The sequence below is a fragment of the Pseudomonas sp. R1-1 genome, assembly GCF_051132135.1.
Taxonomy (GTDB): domain Bacteria; phylum Pseudomonadota; class Gammaproteobacteria; order Pseudomonadales; family Pseudomonadaceae; genus Aquipseudomonas.
Window position 1 is genome coordinate 2,234,695 of the sequence record NZ_CP071663.1, and the last position, 16,314, is coordinate 2,251,008.

At 61.0% G+C, this 16,314-nt stretch carries 17 protein-coding genes; 6 read left to right on the forward strand and 11 right to left on the reverse strand.

Annotated features, from left to right (window positions below; genetic code table 11):
* Window positions 1-2: 2 nt before the first annotated feature.
* Both J3P75_RS10260 and J3P75_RS10265 read right to left on the reverse strand, forming a co-directional pair.
* The gene (locus tag J3P75_RS10260) at window positions 3-551 is read right to left on the reverse strand and encodes a cytochrome b (protein ID WP_434710215.1); all 549 of its coding nucleotides are present in this window, start codon (window positions 549-551) and stop codon (window positions 3-5) included.
* A gap of 273 nt (window positions 552-824) precedes the next feature.
* Entirely contained in the window at window positions 825-1,388 is a 564-nt protein-coding gene (locus J3P75_RS10265; RefSeq protein WP_434710217.1) for a hypothetical protein, read from the reverse strand.
* Here J3P75_RS10265 and J3P75_RS10270 point away from each other — a divergent pair.
* Window positions 1,363-1,704, forward strand: coding sequence for a hypothetical protein (locus J3P75_RS10270; RefSeq protein ID WP_434710219.1), 342 nt, complete (start codon window positions 1,363-1,365; stop codon window positions 1,702-1,704). The two genes, J3P75_RS10265 and J3P75_RS10270, sit on opposite strands and share 26 nt — an antisense overlap.
* A gap of 85 nt (window positions 1,705-1,789) precedes the next feature.
* Here J3P75_RS10270 and phnX read toward each other — a convergent pair whose 3' ends face one another.
* Both phnX and J3P75_RS10280 read right to left on the reverse strand, forming a co-directional pair.
* A complete protein-coding gene (phnX, locus tag J3P75_RS10275; RefSeq protein ID WP_434710221.1) occupies window positions 1,790-2,617 on the reverse strand; it encodes a phosphonoacetaldehyde hydrolase in 828 nt (275 codons plus the stop codon).
* Between the two features lie 142 nt (window positions 2,618-2,759).
* A complete protein-coding gene (locus J3P75_RS10280) occupies window positions 2,760-3,869 on the reverse strand; it encodes a 2-aminoethylphosphonate--pyruvate transaminase (RefSeq protein ID WP_434710223.1) in 1,110 nt (369 codons plus the stop codon).
* A gap of 111 nt (window positions 3,870-3,980) precedes the next feature.
* Here J3P75_RS10280 and J3P75_RS10285 point away from each other — a divergent pair, with 111 nt between their 5' ends.
* On the forward strand, window positions 3,981-4,841 hold the full coding sequence (locus J3P75_RS10285; protein ID WP_434710225.1) for a LysR substrate-binding domain-containing protein: 861 nt from the start codon (window positions 3,981-3,983) through the stop codon (window positions 4,839-4,841).
* Window positions 4,842-4,953: 112 nt separating this feature from the next.
* On the opposite strand, the gene J3P75_RS10290 is transcribed toward J3P75_RS10285, so the two are convergent.
* Complete coding sequence (locus J3P75_RS10290; RefSeq protein ID WP_434710227.1) at window positions 4,954-6,348, reverse strand: type VI secretion system Vgr family protein; 1,395 nt, start codon at window positions 6,346-6,348, stop codon at window positions 4,954-4,956.
* Between the two features lie 222 nt (window positions 6,349-6,570).
* Here J3P75_RS10290 and J3P75_RS10295 point away from each other — a divergent pair, with 222 nt between their 5' ends.
* Window positions 6,571-7,275, forward strand: a complete 705-nt coding sequence (locus J3P75_RS10295; protein WP_203418660.1) for a YebC/PmpR family DNA-binding transcriptional regulator — start codon at window positions 6,571-6,573, stop codon at window positions 7,273-7,275.
* 114 nt (window positions 7,276-7,389) lie between these two features.
* Here J3P75_RS10295 and J3P75_RS10300 read toward each other — a convergent pair whose 3' ends face one another.
* The 4 genes from J3P75_RS10300 to J3P75_RS10315 form a co-directional block, all read right to left on the reverse strand.
* Entirely contained in the window at window positions 7,390-8,703 is a 1,314-nt protein-coding gene (locus J3P75_RS10300; RefSeq protein ID WP_434710229.1) for a leucine-rich repeat-containing protein kinase family protein, read from the reverse strand.
* Window positions 8,704-9,006: 303 nt separating this feature from the next.
* On the reverse strand, window positions 9,007-10,137 hold the full coding sequence (gene zapE / locus J3P75_RS10305; protein WP_434710231.1) for a cell division protein ZapE: 1,131 nt from the start codon (window positions 10,135-10,137) through the stop codon (window positions 9,007-9,009).
* A gap of 273 nt (window positions 10,138-10,410) precedes the next feature.
* On the reverse strand, window positions 10,411-11,166 hold the full coding sequence (locus tag J3P75_RS10310; protein WP_434710232.1) for an anti-sigma factor family protein: 756 nt from the start codon (window positions 11,164-11,166) through the stop codon (window positions 10,411-10,413).
* The gene (locus J3P75_RS10315; RefSeq protein WP_434710234.1) at window positions 11,163-11,669 is read right to left on the reverse strand and encodes an RNA polymerase sigma factor; all 507 of its coding nucleotides are present in this window, start codon (window positions 11,667-11,669) and stop codon (window positions 11,163-11,165) included. The genes J3P75_RS10310 and J3P75_RS10315 overlap by 4 nt, the downstream gene beginning before the upstream one ends.
* A gap of 157 nt (window positions 11,670-11,826) precedes the next feature.
* Here J3P75_RS10315 and J3P75_RS10320 point away from each other — a divergent pair, with 157 nt between their 5' ends.
* Entirely contained in the window at window positions 11,827-12,933 is a 1,107-nt protein-coding gene (locus tag J3P75_RS10320) for a catalase family peroxidase (RefSeq protein WP_434710235.1), read from the forward strand.
* Complete coding sequence (locus J3P75_RS10325; protein WP_093100491.1) at window positions 12,930-13,475, forward strand: cytochrome b; 546 nt, start codon at window positions 12,930-12,932, stop codon at window positions 13,473-13,475. The genes J3P75_RS10320 and J3P75_RS10325 overlap by 4 nt, the downstream gene beginning before the upstream one ends.
* 59 nt (window positions 13,476-13,534) lie before the next feature.
* Here the strand turns inward: J3P75_RS10325 and J3P75_RS10330 are convergent, their stop codons facing one another.
* Together J3P75_RS10330 and J3P75_RS10335 are read right to left on the reverse strand one after the other, a co-directional pair.
* A complete protein-coding gene (locus tag J3P75_RS10330; RefSeq protein WP_434710238.1) occupies window positions 13,535-14,686 on the reverse strand; it encodes a M14 family metallopeptidase in 1,152 nt (383 codons plus the stop codon).
* Window positions 14,687-15,166: 480 nt separating this feature from the next.
* On the reverse strand, window positions 15,167-15,505 hold the full coding sequence (locus J3P75_RS10335; RefSeq protein ID WP_434597091.1) for a DUF6124 family protein: 339 nt from the start codon (window positions 15,503-15,505) through the stop codon (window positions 15,167-15,169).
* Between the two features lie 131 nt (window positions 15,506-15,636).
* Here J3P75_RS10335 and J3P75_RS10340 point away from each other — a divergent pair, with 131 nt between their 5' ends.
* Window positions 15,637-16,296, forward strand: coding sequence for a LexA family protein (locus J3P75_RS10340; RefSeq protein ID WP_434710240.1), 660 nt, complete (start codon window positions 15,637-15,639; stop codon window positions 16,294-16,296).
* The last annotated feature ends 18 nt before the right edge of the window (window positions 16,297-16,314 follow it).

The window sequence follows — 16,314 nt, forward strand, 5'->3', positions numbered from 1 at the left end:
GCTCAGCCGCGCCTGGGCATCATCCGCAGCAGGGTGTTATCGCGCACCACGTAATGGTGATAAATCCCCGCCAGCGCATGCAGGCCGATCAGCCAGTAGCCGCTGGTCGCGATCAGCACATGCCAGCCTTCGACCTGTTTGGCGAACGCCTTGTCTTCGCCGACCAGCAGTGGCAGGTCGAAGCCGTAGAACATCACTTGATGGCCCTCGGCGCTGGTGATCAGCCAGCCAAGGATCGGCATGCTGATCATGAACAGGTACAACGCCCAGTGCATCAGCCGCGCCACCAGCGTTTGCCACGCCGGTGATGCGGGAAAGATTTTCGGCGCCGGGCCGAGGCTGCGCGCGAGCAGGCGAAACCACACCAGCACGAACACGGTCAGGCCGAGCAGGTAGTGCATTTCGCGAACCAGCGTGCGACCACCGCTACCCTTGGGAAACAGGCCGCGAAACTCCATGCTGGCGTAAACCAGCGCCAACAGCACCAGCATCAGCCAGTGCAGCAGAACCGAGACGGTGCTGTAGCGCGATTCAGAACTTGTCCACGGCATAGGTGTTTCCTCATGGTGCATGGTTGACTGTGCCATCGATATCCGACGACCTGTATCAACTCTAAACCTTAAACAATATTTCTACCGGGCTATTTATGTTTTTTAGCCGGGGACTGGAAATGTAGCGAAAATCATTCTTGGTTGTTTTAGATTGTTTCGATTAATAGTTGTCGGCGTGTTTGTAAAAAATGGATGTAACGGCTTGTTGTTTATATCTTGTGTTTGCTTGGTGTTTGAGTTGGTTGAGCATGATGGATACTGTTTGCTCCAGGTTCATGAAGGTTTTTCAAGGATCATGATTACCAACTTCAATTGCATGAGTTTAATAGTTATGAAGACGAACTTAATTTCCCGCAAAGCAAATGGATATACCGTAAAAAAAGCGATGGCCAAGGCGCCTGTACCGCGGCCGCGGCCCTCCGTCACCTCACCCAAGCCTGTCACGCCGACCCGCCCGGTAACGCCGACCACGCCTGTCACGCCAACCCGCCCGACAACGCCGACCACGCCTGTCACGCCAACCCGCCCGGTAAAGCCGACCACGCCTGTAGCGCCGACCCGCCCGGTAAAGCCGACCGCGCCTGTCACGCCAACCCGCCCGGTGAAGCCGACCACGCCTGTAGCGCCAACCCGCCCGGTAAAGCCGACCACGCCTGTAGCGCCAACCCGCCCGGTAAAGCCGACCACGCCTGTAGCGCCAACCCGCCCGGTGACGCCAACCAAACCTGTAGCGCCAACCCGGCCGGTGGCACCTACCAAACCTTTGACCCCGACCAGCCCGACTGATCCGGCCAGCACAAAACGACCGCCAATGCCGTGGCCGACAGTCAACGTCAATATTGATCCGGTAGCTTTGATCGCCTTGATCCAGACATTTGGCGCCACGACACATCAGGATGGCTCGACGACATTGCCGGACGGTAGCCTGATCGATGCGGATAAAACGTCGGTTACGCGTCCCGATGGCATCATTCAGCATGAGGATGGTCGGGTGCAGTACCCTGACGGACGAATCGTCTGGCCCGATGACACAATTGAATATGCTGATGGACTTATTGTCTGGGCAGATGGAACAACAAAGTTTCCAGATGGCAGTATCAAATATTCGGATGGACTGGCCTATGACGCCACAGGAAACCTGATCTCTGAGTAAGTTCGGAAGTTAAAGTTTTTCTCATCGTTGAAATACGAAAACACCGCTGACTCCCTAAACAGCCAGCCGGTGTTTTTTCGCGCAATCAATGTTGCTGCGGCATTTCACCCTTGGCCAGTCGCTGATTGATATCGGCGATCACCTCGGGCAGGTCGCTGATGGTGTCGATCATGTAATGCGGGCGCGAACCGGCGAACAACGCGTGTATGCGCTTGCGCTCGCGGGCCAGTTCGTCGCTGCCCAAAGCGCGGAAACCGTCGTAATCCAGCCCCAACGCATTGCCCGAGCAGATCAGCGCCACGGTCCACATCCCGGCGCGGCGACCTTCGAGAATGCCCGGCACGGTGTCGTCGATCTTCACGCAGGCCGCGACGTCATCGATGCCCAGCGCAATAACGTTGGCCAAGGCTTGCGCCGGCCATGGGCGACCGTTCGGCACTTCATCGGTGGCGACCACATGGTCGGCGACATAACCGTTGCGCGCGGCCAGTTCGACAACCTTGTCCATCACCTGTTTCGGGTAACCCGAGCAGGAACCGATCCTGATGCCTTGCTCGCGCAGGTTGGCGATGGTCTGCAAAGCGCCGGGAATCAGCGCCGAGTGCTCGGCAATTTTTTCGATCTGCAGCGGCATGAAGCGGTTGTAGATGGCGGTGACGTCATCGTCGGTCGGCGTGCGCCCGAACGCCTTGCGATAGCGTTCGGCGACCTGCGGCTGATCGCACAGCGTGCGGATGTGATCCCACTTGCCCATGCCCATCGGGCCTCGGGCTTCTTCGATGGACACCTGCACGTCGAACTCGGCAAAGGCCTCGACGAAAATCTGCGTCGGCGCGAACGAGCCGAAATCGACCACGGTGCCGGCCCAGTCGAGGATCGCGGCTTGCAGCCTGGTTGGTTGGGTGTAGTTCATGGCAACAGAATTCCTGGGTTGAAATGCGCTTTAAATGTAGGAGTGAGCCTGCTCGCGATGGCGGTCGAACATTGAACATCTTCGTCGACTGACACGCCCTCATCGCGAGCAGGCTCACTCCTACAGGGGATTTGTGTAGGGTTCAGATATCGAGCACTTCCATCTCGCGCAGCACCTCACCGACAGCCGCAACAGCCAGACGCATGTCGTCCGGGGTGACGTGGCCGATGCAGCCGACGCGGAAGGTTTCCACCTGGGTCAACTTGCCGGGATAAAGGATGTAACCCTTGGCCTTGACACGTTCGTAGAAATCCTTGAACTGATAACGCGGGTCATTCGGCGCATGGAACGTGGCAATGATCGGCGCCTGAATGGCTGCCGGCAAAAAGCTGCGCAAACCGAGTTTGGCCATCTCTTCCATCAGCGCCTGGCAGTTGGCGGCATAGCGTGCATGCCGCGCCGGCAGGCCACCTTCTTCGCTGTATTGCTGCAAGGCTTCGTGCAGCGCTGCGACCACGTGGGTCGGCGGGGTGAAGCGCCATTGCCCGGTTTTTTGCATATAGGCGTGCTGGTCGAACAGGTCCATCGCCAATGAATGCGAATTGCCGGCGGCAGCGGCCAGTGATGCTTTGCGCGCGAAGACAAAGCCCATCCCCGGCACACCTTCCAGGCATTTGCCAGAGGCTGCAATCAGCGCATCGAATGGGACCTTCTGCGCATCCACCGGCAGCGCGCCGAACGAGCTCATGGCGTCGATGATCAGGCGTTTGCCGTGCTGCTCGACGACCTGAGCGATCTGCGCCAGCGGGTTGAGAATACCGGTGCTGGTTTCGCAGTGGATCAGCGCGACGTGGGTGATCGAGCTGTCGGCACGCAGCAGACGGTCGACGTCGGCGGCGGTGGTCGGCTCGTCCTCGGCGGTTTCGAAGGTGCTGAACGAGCGCCCGAGCACTTCGCAGATTTTTGCCAGCCGTTTGCCGTAGGCACCGTTGATCAGCACCAGGATTTTGCCGTCACGCGGCACCAGCGTGCCGATGGCCGCTTCGACGGCGAAGGTGCCGCTGCCCTGCAACGGCACGCAGTGGTGGGTCGCGGCGCCATTGAGGATTGCCAGCAATTGCTCGCACAGGCTGACGGTCAGTTGATTGAAGCGGTCATCCCAGGAGCCCCAGTCGACCAGCATCGCCTGGCGAGTGCGGGCCGAAGTGGTCAACGGGCCGGGGGTGAGCAGGATGGGGGCGGCGATACTCATGCAGGTGTCCTCGGGTTGCGCTGGGGATGAAGCTACGGGGCATACGTTGCAATTCGCCGTTGCATCAATCAAATTGTTTGTTGTTATGCCAGCCATCAGTGAGGGTTATTCATGAACCTGTTCCAGCTGCGCGCCTTCGACGCCGTCGCCCGTGAAGGCAGCTTCACCCGCGCCGCTGCGCGCTTGTTCATCAGCCAGCCAGCGGTCACCGGGCACATCAAGGCGCTGGAGGAGCACTACCAGATCACCCTGTTGCGGCGCACCGCGCGTCGGGTGGAGCTGACCGAGGAGGGCACCCGACTCGCCGCGATCACCCGTACGATGTTCGGCCTCGCCGAAGAGGCGCAGACGATGCTCGAAGCCAACCGGCAACTGCTCACCGGTCGGCTTGAGGTGGCAGCGGACGGCCCGCACCTGGTGATGCCGATGCTCGCCAGCCTGCGTGCGCGGTATCCCGGCATCACCGTGAATCTGCGCCTGGGCAACGCTCAGGAAACGTTGGCTGCGCTGTTGTCCGAGCATGCGGATGTCGCGGTGCTGACTGAGGTCGAGCCGCGCAAAGGTGTGCATTTGCAAGGCCTGAGCGAGTCGCGGATCTGCGCCTTGGTGCCGGCCGGGCATCCATGGGCACTGCGCGGCGGGGAGGTGCCGCTCAAAGAACTCGATCAGGTGATCATGGTATTGCGTGAGCCGAGCTCGATTACCCGGCGCACCTTTGACCGGGCCTGCACGCAGGCGTCGATCCAGCCGCGCGTGCTGCTGGAACTCGACAGTCGCGAAGCGGTGACCGAAGCCGTCGCCGCCGAGTTGGGCGTGGGCGTGGTGTCCTCGGTGGAAGTCAGCCACGACCCACGGGTGGTAGCGGTTCCGATTGGCGGGCCAGGGCTGGTTAACCGGCACATGATCGGCTGCATGGAGCGGCGGCGGGAGTTGCGCTTGATTCAGGCGTTTTTCGATCTGGCGTCAGCCTGACAGACCGCGGCGGCTGCAATCGCCAGCAGGCTGGCTCCCACAGGTTTTGTGAACGACGCAATATCCCTTTGGGCAGCTAGCCTGCTGGCGATGGGGCCGGTGAGCGCGCCAGTCACGGTTCGGCGCGGTTGAGCAGCCAGTCGAGCAACAAGCCGTTGTCGCGGGCCGGCGGTGGCGGGCGGGGGGCCGGGTCGGGTGAATTGCCCAGGCACAGGATCGGCCGATCCGGATCGCCATCGAGGAAACTCACCCACACTTCACTGCCGGCGCAGGGCAGATCGGCCGGCGTAAGGCGGCGCTGGGTGCGCGTCATGGCGACGGGCAGCCAGAGCGTGTTGCTATCCTGCACTGGCGTCTGCGCCGCCGGCCACAGGCTGATGGCGACCCGGCCGTGTTCGTCCAGTTGCGCCGGTTGCCCGCTGCTGCCCACGACCCGGGCCAGATGAAAACCGGCAATGCTCGGCCGCGGTTGTTTGAGCGCCGGGCGAAAATCGCTCGACCACGGCTGCGCGCAGAAGTCGTTGAAGTAGCGGTGCACGCATGGGCTCGGGTCGAGAATCGATGGGTGCTGCCCGCGATGACGGATCGCAGTGATTCGCCATTGCTCGTTGAAGTGGCTGATCGGATGCGCCGAGACTTGCAGCAGATCGCCGCTGAACAAACCGCTCTGGTCGCTGCGGCCGTTGATCGTGCGGTGCTGGCCGCGCTGACGCTCCAGATGACGGCGGCTGCGCTGTTCATGGTGGCGCTGTTCAGGTGCGGGTCTGGGCGGTGGATCGGCCATCCGTTGATTGGCCGCCGTGTCGCTGCTGGCCGGTTGGCCGCGATCGCGCACCGTTCGCAACGCGCAGATCGGTGCAGCGTGATGGTGCTGGTACAGCGCGCTGATGCAGGGCGAAGGCGTCTGTTCGCCGGCCTTGAAAGGCACTGATACCGGCGTTTGCGGCAGGCTCAGGCTGTCATCGGCGAACACCACGACATGGCCGTCGGCGCCATGTTCGAAGTGATAGTGAATGCCTTCTTCTTCGCAGAGCCGGTTGAGCAGCGCCAGATCGCTTTCCTCGTACTGGATGCAAAATGGCCGCAGCGGGTAATGACCGACCGTCATTTCGATCCGGTAATCGTCTGCGACCAAAGCGTTTTCAGCGAGTACCTGCTGAAGAATCTGCGGCACGCTCAATTGCACGAACACCCGCCGTTTATGCGGTTGTGCCAACCGGTGCAGGTGCGGCACCAGGCTTAGTCGATAACCGATCCGGTGCGTGCCACGATATTCGAAACTGGCACTGTCGATCACGCCATGAATCCCGTGCTGCTCGTCCAGACGCAGAAAGGCCGGTTGCTGCAAAAGCGCGCCCGGTGCCATGGCGGGGGCGAGGCCGATCAGTTCAAGGTCGAAACGATAGGGCTGGTTGAGCGCTTCCTCGCCGTCGAAACCCACCACTGGCAGGCTAAGGCCACTGTCGGTCAGGGTCAGGGTAAAAGGACTTTCCTTGTCATTGAGCATTCGCACAGGCTCTGTCAGGCAATACGGGAGTCAGAGGGTACGAAACCGCAGAGCGGAATGGTCATGTCAAAGACGTTTTTCAGAATCCCCCTACAAGGTCTGGTGAAGTAGTCGATTCGGCATTGCGTTTTTTTGGTCGATTGCCGACTTTAGGCCGTATAAACTTGCCGCCACGCGTCGGCCAATAGATGTCTCGGCGCCACAGATCAAAGAGAGTGAGTAATGGGCGCACAGTGGAAGGTTAAACACAAAGAAGCGGCTGCCAACGCCAAGGGCAAGATCTTCGGCAAACTGGTGAAGGAAATCACCATCGCTGCCCGCAACGGTGCCGATACCGCCACCAACGCACATTTGCGTCTGGTGGTCGAACAGGCCAAGAAAGCCTCGATGCCAAAAGAAACCCTCGACCGCGCGATCAAGAAAGGCGCAGGTCTGCTGGGTGAGACCGTGCAGTACCATCGCGTGACCTACGAAGGTTTCGCCCCGCATCAGGTGCCGCTGATCGTCGAGTGCGTGACCGATAACATCAACCGCACCGTCGCCGAAATCCGCGTAGCTTTCCGTAAGGGCCAACTGGGCGCTTCCGGTTCGGTAGCGTGGATGTTCAACCACGTCGGCATGATCGAAGCCGCACCGGAGAGCCCGGACGCCGATCCGGAAATGGCCGCGATCGAAGCCGGCGCCCAGGATTTCGAGCCGGGTGAAGACGGCGCAACCTTGTTCCTGACCGATCCAACCGATCTGGACGCCGTGCAGAAAGCCCTGCCGGAACAGGGTTTCACCGTGCTCTCGGCCAAGCTCGGCTACCAGCCGAAGAACCCGGTCAGCGGCCTGAGCGACGAGCAGATGGCCGAAGTCGAAGCGTTCCTCGAAGGCCTCGACAACCATGACGACGTGCAGGATATGTTCGTCGGTCTGGCGGGCTGATCTACAGCGTCAGTGATGGCCCCATCGCTAGCAGGGCTAGCTCCCACAGGGTATTTGCGAACCACACAAATCCCTTGTGGGAGCTAGCCCTGCTAGCGATTGACCGCGCAGCGGTCACAATTTCCCCAACACTTCTACGACCTCGCCGAACCCCGGCCGCCCCAGCACATCCGCCTGACAGCAACGCTGCTCCAGCGCCTCAAGCGCCAGCCGCTGCCGATCGCTCAACCCGCTATCGATGCGCGCGAGCAATTCCCCGAGCAAAATCCCGAAGGCACGTACCTCGAGGCGTTGCAGCGCGCGCGTTTGTCGGTTGTCCTCGACAGCGTGAAACGACGCCGCACCAAAATCGCCGAGCAGACAATCGCCGTGCTGATTCAACAGAATGTTGTGCCCATACAGGTCGCCATGGGTGATGCCTTGACGATGCAGATGCTGCGCCGCCGAGGCGATGCCCTTGGCGATGTTCAGCGCGACCTCGGCGCTGAAGCGTTGATCAGTGGCGTAGACATCGCGCGAGCAGGAATCAAGGCTCGGCAGATCGGCGAGGTTGGCAAACGACGGATCGATCAATTGCATCACCAGACCTTGCTGGCCGTCAGGGTGGCCACTGATGCGCCTCTCGATGCGGATCAGATTGGGATGCTGGCCGGCGGTGATGCAGGCATTCATTTCGTGCAGCGGCGAGCCATCGCTGGTCATCTCGCCTTTGTATAGCTTCACTGCCACCGGGGTCAGCGAACCGTCGTCACGTTGCCAGTCCGCCCGGCAGATCACCCCCGAGGCGCCTTCGCCCAACTGCTGTTGCAGATGCAGCGCCGACCAGGCGATCTGTGGCGTGGCCTCTAGCGCGGCGGCATCCGCCTCGGTTTCCAGCGGATTGCCGGCGTAGGCCAGCCACGTCAGGCTCGGCAGGGTCAGCAACCATTGCGGCAACTCGGTGAGGCGGTTGGCGGCGATACGGATCAATTCGAGCCGATGGCATTGGCTCAGCGACGGCGGCAGCGCTTGCAAGCGGTTGCCGGCGAGCATGAGTTTCTGCAGGGCAGGGCGCTCACCGAGTTCGCTCGGCAGACGCTCGAGGCAGTTGTCAGTGAGAATCAGCCAGCGCAGCAGCGGCGGCAGGGCGGCGGCCGGTACGCTGGCGATGCGGTTGGCCTTGAAGCCGACCATGGTCAGCGCTGAGCACTGGCCGAGACATGCCGGCAGCTCGGTGAACTGGTTGTCGGAGCAGAACAGCACGCGCAGGTGCTTCAGGCGATGCAAGTCATCCGGCAGACGACTCAGGGCATTGCCGCTGAGGTTGAGGATTTCGAGGGTGTCGGTCAGGTCGAAAATTTCGCGCGGAAACTCGGTCAGGCCACACGACAGGTCCAGACGAGAAATGCCCGACAGTTCGCCGGCGCGCAATTGAGCAAGGGTGTGCATGGTAGGTGTTCGCTTTCGATAAAGGAGCGGCGCGGGGCGACATGATAACGGCAAAGCGGTCTGGCACCACGAAACCTGCGGGAGCCAGCCTGCTGGCGATAGCTGACTCTCTGTCGCTGATGTTCTGCCTGTCCCACCGCCGTCGCCAGCAGGCTGGCTCCCACAGGTTGTCTGGGTACTAACTGCAAGAACGCAAATCCCACTGTGGGAGCTAGCCTGCTAGCGATAGCTGACTTTCTGTCGCTGATGTGTGCCTGACCCACCGCCATCGCCAGCAGGCTGGCTGCCACAGGGGATGGTGGCTCAAGAAAGGTCATGCATTGTTTGCAATTGCCCCAGGCGGCTGCGGGTGCGGGCCAGATCGATGGCGTGGCCTTCGAGGCTTTCGCACAGTGGCCGTCGCCCGATCAGTGTCAAATGTTTGTCCTGGTCGTAAAGCACGTCGATCAGGTTGATGAAGCGCTGTTGCGCGGCGATCGGGCATCCGCCCAGTTCGGGCAGATCCTCGATGACCCAATGATCGAAACGTCGACACAGTTCCAGATAGTCCATGACGGCGGTCGGCTGTTCGCACAGATCGTTGAAGGTGAAACCGATGCGTCGATCCGTGCAGAACCGTGCCTGAAACTGTCGGGTGCCGACGGTCAGCGCAACGGGCTGTGCGTCAGTCTGCGGCAGATCGAGTGCTGCGCGTTGCGCGGGCGTGCCGGGCCATACGTAATGCCCGTGGGTAAACACTTGATGTTGAAAATGCCGCTGCTGGCTGCGGTAATCATGCGGCCCGCCGACTTCCATGACGTGCATGCGCGCATGGATCAGCTCGATCACCGGTTTGAAACGCGCGTGATACAGCGGGTTGGGCAGCAGGCCTTCGGGCGGGTAATTGGACGTCACCAGCAGCAGAATCCGCCGTTTGAACAGCGCTTTGAACAGTCGGGTGATGAGCATCGCATCGCCAATGTCGTGCACATGAAACTCGTCGAAACACAGCACCCGACAATCTTCCAGCAGTTCATCGAGCGTGACCTCCAGCGCATCGTCCTGACCGCGATGGCGGAACATGCCCGCATGCAATTGCGCAAAGAACTGATGGAAATGCAGCCGGCGTTTCTCGCTGATCGGCAGCGCCTGAAAGAAACCGTCGAGCAACCAGCTCTTGCCGCGCCCGACCGCGCCGAACAGATACAGGCTCGGCGGTTGGTGCGCGTTGGCGCCGAACAACAGGCTGGCCTGTTGCGCCATGCAATCGATGACGCGCTGCTGGCTGTGGCTGAGGGTGTAGCCCTGTTCATGGGCCTTGTTTCGAAAATGATCCCGGATGACCTGGGCATTGGGGTCATGTCCGGCGCCGGCCGGCACGCCCTTGCCGAGCCAGCGGCGCAATGCCGGCCAGCGCGCCAGCAGGGGGGATCGTTTCGGCGGTGGGGCAGGCACTCGCGGGGTCTCCGTGTTCGTCAGACCGGCGCCCGGAGGCGCGGCGGTTCAGTGTAACCAGAGGGCGGGTTGGTCGGCCACCGCAAGGGCGCGAGAGTGGGCGATCACGGAACAGATTGTGCGGTTGCCAGAGCGTTGCGCAGGGAGTCAGCCTGGCGCTGATTTCCGTGTGGGAGCCAGCCTGCTGGCGATTGCGGTTCATCATTGCGCACATCAGTCGACTGACAGACCGCCATCGCCAGCAGGCTGGCTCCCACAGGGTGCAGGCGGATTTCAGAAGGGCTGCGACGACTTGAGCTGTTGCGCTGCCGGCAAATCTGTCGGGCTGACCATCGCATAGTTGTAACCGTCACCCGACCAATACTCGGCCTGCAAATCCCCGTCGCTGCGCCGACCACGTGGCAGGAAGGTGTTTTTCGGCCCCGGCGGGCGCACATAAAAGCTCACCTTGTGGCCGCTGCGATCTTCGTACATCACCATCGCCGCCGGCCCCTCATCGGTGCTCAGCAGACGTCCGCTGACCGGTTCGAACCCGGCCGCTGTCAGATCCGGCAAGCGACTGGCCTGGATGAAATAACGATCGAGCCAGCGCTGCATGTCACCGTCATTGTTGACCTGATAATCGGCCGGAAGCAGGCCTTGCTGGGCAATCAGGCGATAGGCCTGCAAGGCATCGGTCATCGGTAGCAGCGAGGAGCGCACTAGGGTCATTTCTCGCGCCTGCCAACCACTGAAACCACCGATGCTGACGGCGATCAGCAGCAGCGCCGCACTGGCCAGATGACGGCGTGACTGACGCTGTCGGCGCCGGCGAATCAATGCCGGATCAAGCGCCGGATTGGCCGGTTGCTGCAACGCACCGCTCAGCGCTGCGCGCAGTTGCTGGGCATCGTGTTGCCAGGCGCGAACTTGCGCCGCTTCGTCCGGGTGGCTGGCCAGCCAGGTTTCCATTACACGCCGGTCGGCGTCGCTGAGCTGATGGTCGACGTACGCGTGCAGATCACGCTCGTTGGGAGGCAGGCTGATCATTTGAGTATCCGCAAAGAAGGGCTGCTGATTTCGCCGTCGCTCAATTGGCGCAGGGCCTGGCGGGCGCGGGACAGGCGCGACATCACGGTGCCGAGCGGGGTGCCGAGAATCTCGGCGACCTCTTTATAGGACAGGCCTTCGACCGAGACCATCAGCAGCAGCGCGCGCTGTTCGGTGGGCAAACGGTCGAAGGCGTGCAGGGTTGATTGAGCGATCACCGTGCGCTCCACCGACGGTTCGGTGTCGTCGCGACCAGTGAAAAACTCGAGCATCCGCGCATAGCGTCGAGAGCGGCGGTGGGCGTCGAGAAACTGCCGGTACAGGATCGCAAACAGCCAGGCACGCAGGTCACCGTCGGCGCGTTTTTCACCCCAACTCGACAGTGCCCGCTCCAGACTGGCCTGGACCAGATCGTCGGCGCTGCTGCTGTTGCGTGTCAGTGACACGGCGAAGCGGCGCAATCGGGGAATGATTTCTCGCAACTGTTCGTCGAATTCGCTCATCAAGTGCTGCCATTCACTACGCTGTGGACTAGGGAGACGCCCGTCGCTGGAGGTTATTCCACGTTCGGAAAAATAAATACCGAGGCGTGGAATAAATCCCGACGGGGTGCGTCTTGCTGACTCTTCCTACTTGCGGCCGCTGGCCCTGGAGCCTTTCATGGTTGATCGCTCTTCACCCGATACTGCGCCGCCCGGCAAGCCGCGGCGCCCACCCTTGTCTGCCGCGAGCCTGATCTTGCGCCTGGGCGGTATTGCCGTGGTCGTCGCCGCTGTCGCCGGCGCGTTTGCCTACGTGCATGGCAACCTTGACCCACAACGGCTGACGCCAAAAGCGCTGGTGGATGTGCTGGAAAAGAACAACGGCGTGCATCCCGGTTTTCGCCGCAACCACGGCAAAGGCGTGTGCGTGATCGGCCATTTCGAGAGCAGCGGCGAGGCGCGTGCGTTCTCCACCGCGCAAGTGTTCAACGAGGCGCAAACGCCGGTGGTCGGACGTTTCGCACTGCCCTCAGGTAACCCGTACGCGCCGGACGGCAGTGTGCCGATCCGCAGTCTGGCGCTGCGTTTCACCCAGGCCAACGGCCAACAGTGGCGCACCGGCATGAACAGCATGCCGGTGTTTCCGGTCGGCACGCCGGAGGCGTTCTATCAGTTGCAGCAGGCGCAGTCGCCAGACCCGGCCACCGGTAAACCGGACCCAACGAAGGTGCCCGCGTTCTTCGCTGCGCACCCGGAAGCAGTGCCCTTTCTGACCTGGATCAAAACGGCCAAGCCTTCGGCCAGTTACGCCACCGAAACCTATAACAGCGTCAACGCGTTTTATCTGGTCGACGGTAACGGCAAGAAACAGGCGGTGCGCTGGAGCATGACCCCCGCTGCGCGCGACGCTGCCGGTACTACCGCGCCCGAGGGCGGCGATTTCCTTGAAAAGGATCTGGTGCAACGCCTTGCATCGGGGCCACTGCGTTTTCAATTGAATATCACCCTGGCCAATCCTGAGGATCCGGTCAACGACGCCAGCAAGAGCTGGCCCGCCGAGCGCAAAGTGTTGAATGCCGGCACGCTGGTGCTGGAGAAAACCCAACCGCAGCTGAGCGGCGAGTGCCGTGACATCAACTACGACCCGCTGGTATTGCCGGCCGGCATTCAAGGTTCCGACGACCCGTTGCTCGCCGCCCGATCGGCCGGCTATGCCGATTCCTACCTGCGCCGCACCAGCGAAGTCAGCCAGTTGCCCGCCGCCAAACAGGAGGCTCGCCCATGAGCACTCAACCAACCCATTTCGTTTTGCTGGCGCGGCTGCTGCACTGGTTGATGGCCGTGATGATCATCGCCATGCTGTTTATCGGCGCCGGCATGGTTACATCGGTGTCCGAGCGGCATGAATGGCTGATTCATCTGCACAAGCCGCTGGGTATCGCCATTCTGGCGCTGGTGATCGTCCGTCTGTTGGTGCGCTGGAGCACCCGTCAGCCGCCGCTGCCGGCTGATCTGCCGGACTGGCAAGCGCTGGCGGCCAAGGCTTCACATTGGTTGTTGTATGGATTGATGCTGGTGTTGCCGTTGCTCGGCTGGGCCATGATCAGCGCCTCGGGCGAGCCGGTGATGCTCGGTACGGCGTTGCAATTGCCCGCCATCGTGCCCGCCGATGCGCAGTTGTTTGCGCTGCTGCGCAAAGCGCACGGCTATCTGGCCTATCTGCTGTTTCTGACGGTGCTGGTGCATCTGGCGGCAGCGCTGTTTCACGGCTGGATACGGCGCGACGAAGTGCTCGACAGCATGTTGCGCGGTCGCGATCGCGGCTGATCTGCACGACTGGCGCATCGAGTCGATGCGCCTTGTTACGGTCCCGCGAGGGCAGGGGATCAGCGCAGGATATCGACCATGTCGGCAACGGTCGTCAGCACATCCTTGCCCAATTGTTTCGAGCGCTTGCCCGACCAGCCGGTGATGTTGTCGGGGTGGTCGTCGTGATCCTTGAACGGCATTTCCAGTGTTAGCGACAAGCAGTCGTATTTCTGGCCGACGCTGTTGCAGGCCAGGGTCATGTTGGCCTGGCCCGGTTCGTCGCGGGTGTAGCCGTACTGCGTCTGGAAATCCTTTGTGGTGTGCTTGAGGTGCGTGCGGAAGTGCTCCTCGAGCTTTTCGATGCGCGGGGTGAAGCCCGGATTGCCTTCGCAACCGGCGGTGAAGACGTGGGGAATTTCCTCGTCGCCGTGTACGTCGATGAACAGATCGACGCCATACTTTTCCATTTGCTGCTGTACGAAAAGTACCTCGGGGCTGATCTCCTGACTGGCGTTCTGCCAGGCGCGATTCAAGTCCTGGCCCATGGCGTTGGTGCGCAGATGACCGTGGAAGGCACCGTCCGGGTTCATGTTTGGCACCAGGTACAGATCGGCGCTGGCCAGCAGTTTGTTGAGCACCGGATCGTCGTGTCTTTCCAGGCGCTCGATCACGCCTTCCATGAACCACTCGGCCATGTGCTCGCCCGGATGCTGCTGAGCGATGATCCAGACCTTGCGCTGGCTTTCGTCGCCGCTGCCTTTGCGCAGTAACTGGATGTCACGGCCTTCGACGCTCTTGCCCGTGGCCAGCAATTGCGTGCCGGCCTTGCTCAGCGCCTGCTCGATCAGCCAGTCGTGGCGGCCGCGGCTGTACGGTTCGAAATAGGCGAACCAGGCGTGGGTCTGGGTGGCTTCGAGGCAGAAACGCAAGGAGTCGCCTTCGAAAATGGTTGGAATGCGGAACCAGTTGACGTGATCGTAGGACGCCACGGCCTGGTAGCCGGTCCACGCTTTGTTATACGAAGACTGGCTGGCGTTGATCAGCCGGAACCAGTGTTCCTGACCGACATGCAGACCGCTGGCCTTGAAGTGGAACCATTGAAAATGTGCACTGCGGGTATCCGGGCGAATCGCCAGAACCGGGCTGAGCGGATTGCTGAGGTCGATGACTTGAATATTGCCGCTGTCGAAATTGGCGCTGATGTCGAACGAGGATTTGGCCACGGACATGATCGATTCCTGAATACGATTTTTATGGCCGTCACTTTACACGCAGGCTGGGTCGAAACCGAGGGGAATTGCGGGGGGTGTAGCGGGGGGCGTCCTCCGTGACGCGCAAGCAGCTTAGAGAGTGTGCGAGTGATTCTCAAGTGCTAATTGGCAAAGTTTGCCCCAGTGTGGCCGGGCTTGGCTTGTCATCCGATATTCTTTTGATATTATCCGCGCCATCGAATACGCAACACCCACAGACTTCATTAGCCTGAAGCCATAAGCCCGGAAAACGGGCAAAAAAAGACCCGGCAAAAAGCCGGGTCAAAAACCGTGATTAGCCTGATGAGGAGATAGTCCAGAAGACCGACCTAAGGTCTCTGGTCCATCGACTGATCTTGCGACCAGCTGCTTGCAATAATAATCATTATCATTTGCAAGTCAAATGTTTTTATCCGCGCGATTGGAAAATTCTTTCCCGTCCGTCTCGGTCTGCTTTGCTCAGGCTTCTTCGCCATCGAGCGAATGGTCGACCATCGCCCGCGCCATATCCACCATGTGCACCACGGAAAACGCCAGGTCGCGACTCGCGCCTTGCAGGGTTTCTGCGGCCTTGAACGCCGTCGCCGCGGCACAGCGCAACAGGTCCGAAGCATGCACCAGGGCTTCTTCACCGCTGAGGTGACGTTTGACGTCGAAAAAACGTTCATCCGCGTCGGGTTCTGACACAGCCGGTTTCAAGTAATAGTCCAGCGCCCGCTGCGCTGCCGCGTTGCCTTGGGGCGAAGTAAACGTGGTGTCCATTTGCAGATCGGGCAAGTCTTTGCTGCTGATAGTCATGATGACGAGGCACTCCTTGTTCGATTGAGAATCCGTCCTCTCAGCATAGTACTGTGCGTAGTTGTGACTAGAATTTAAATACTACAATTTGTGTTTTGCCGGCCGAAGGCGCGGACAGTAAGGTGCTGCACATGGATAAATGGATTGAGTTGGTCAAGGCCAAGATGAGTGAACTCAAAATCACTCAAACAGAGCTCGGAGAGCGCGTCGGCATGTCCCAGGGCGGGATCGGTCATTGGCTGAACAAGCGTCGCGAACCCGGTATCACCGAGATGAACCGCGTGCTGCAGGCGCTGGGTCTGGATTTTCTCGAAGTGGTGCTGGTGATTCGTGAGCCGCAAGTCACGCCGGAGGACGAGATGCCGCTGGCGCAGAAGTACAACCCGTACTTCCGTTACCCGGTCAGCGATTGGCAGACGACGTGCGAGGTCCGCGAAGGCGACCCGGCGTCCTACACGCGGGCGTCCGCTAAACAGCGCTTCGAACTCACCGATTACCACGCACGCGGCGCGGCGTTCTGGTTGACGGTAGCGGGGGATTCGATGACCGCGCCGACCGGCCAGAGCATTGCCGAAGGCATGCTGATTCTGGTCGACCCGGCGGTTGAGGCGGTGCCGGGCAAACTGGTGATTGCCCAGTGGCCCGACAGCCCGGAAGCGATTTTCCGCAAACTCGACGAACAGGGCGGCCAGCGTTACCTGGTGCCGCTCAACCCGACGTGGCCAAAAGCCGTGTTGACCGACGAATGTCGAATCATCGGCGTCGTGGTGCAGGCCACGGCGCGTTACTAGTCAGATCGATCCTCGCCA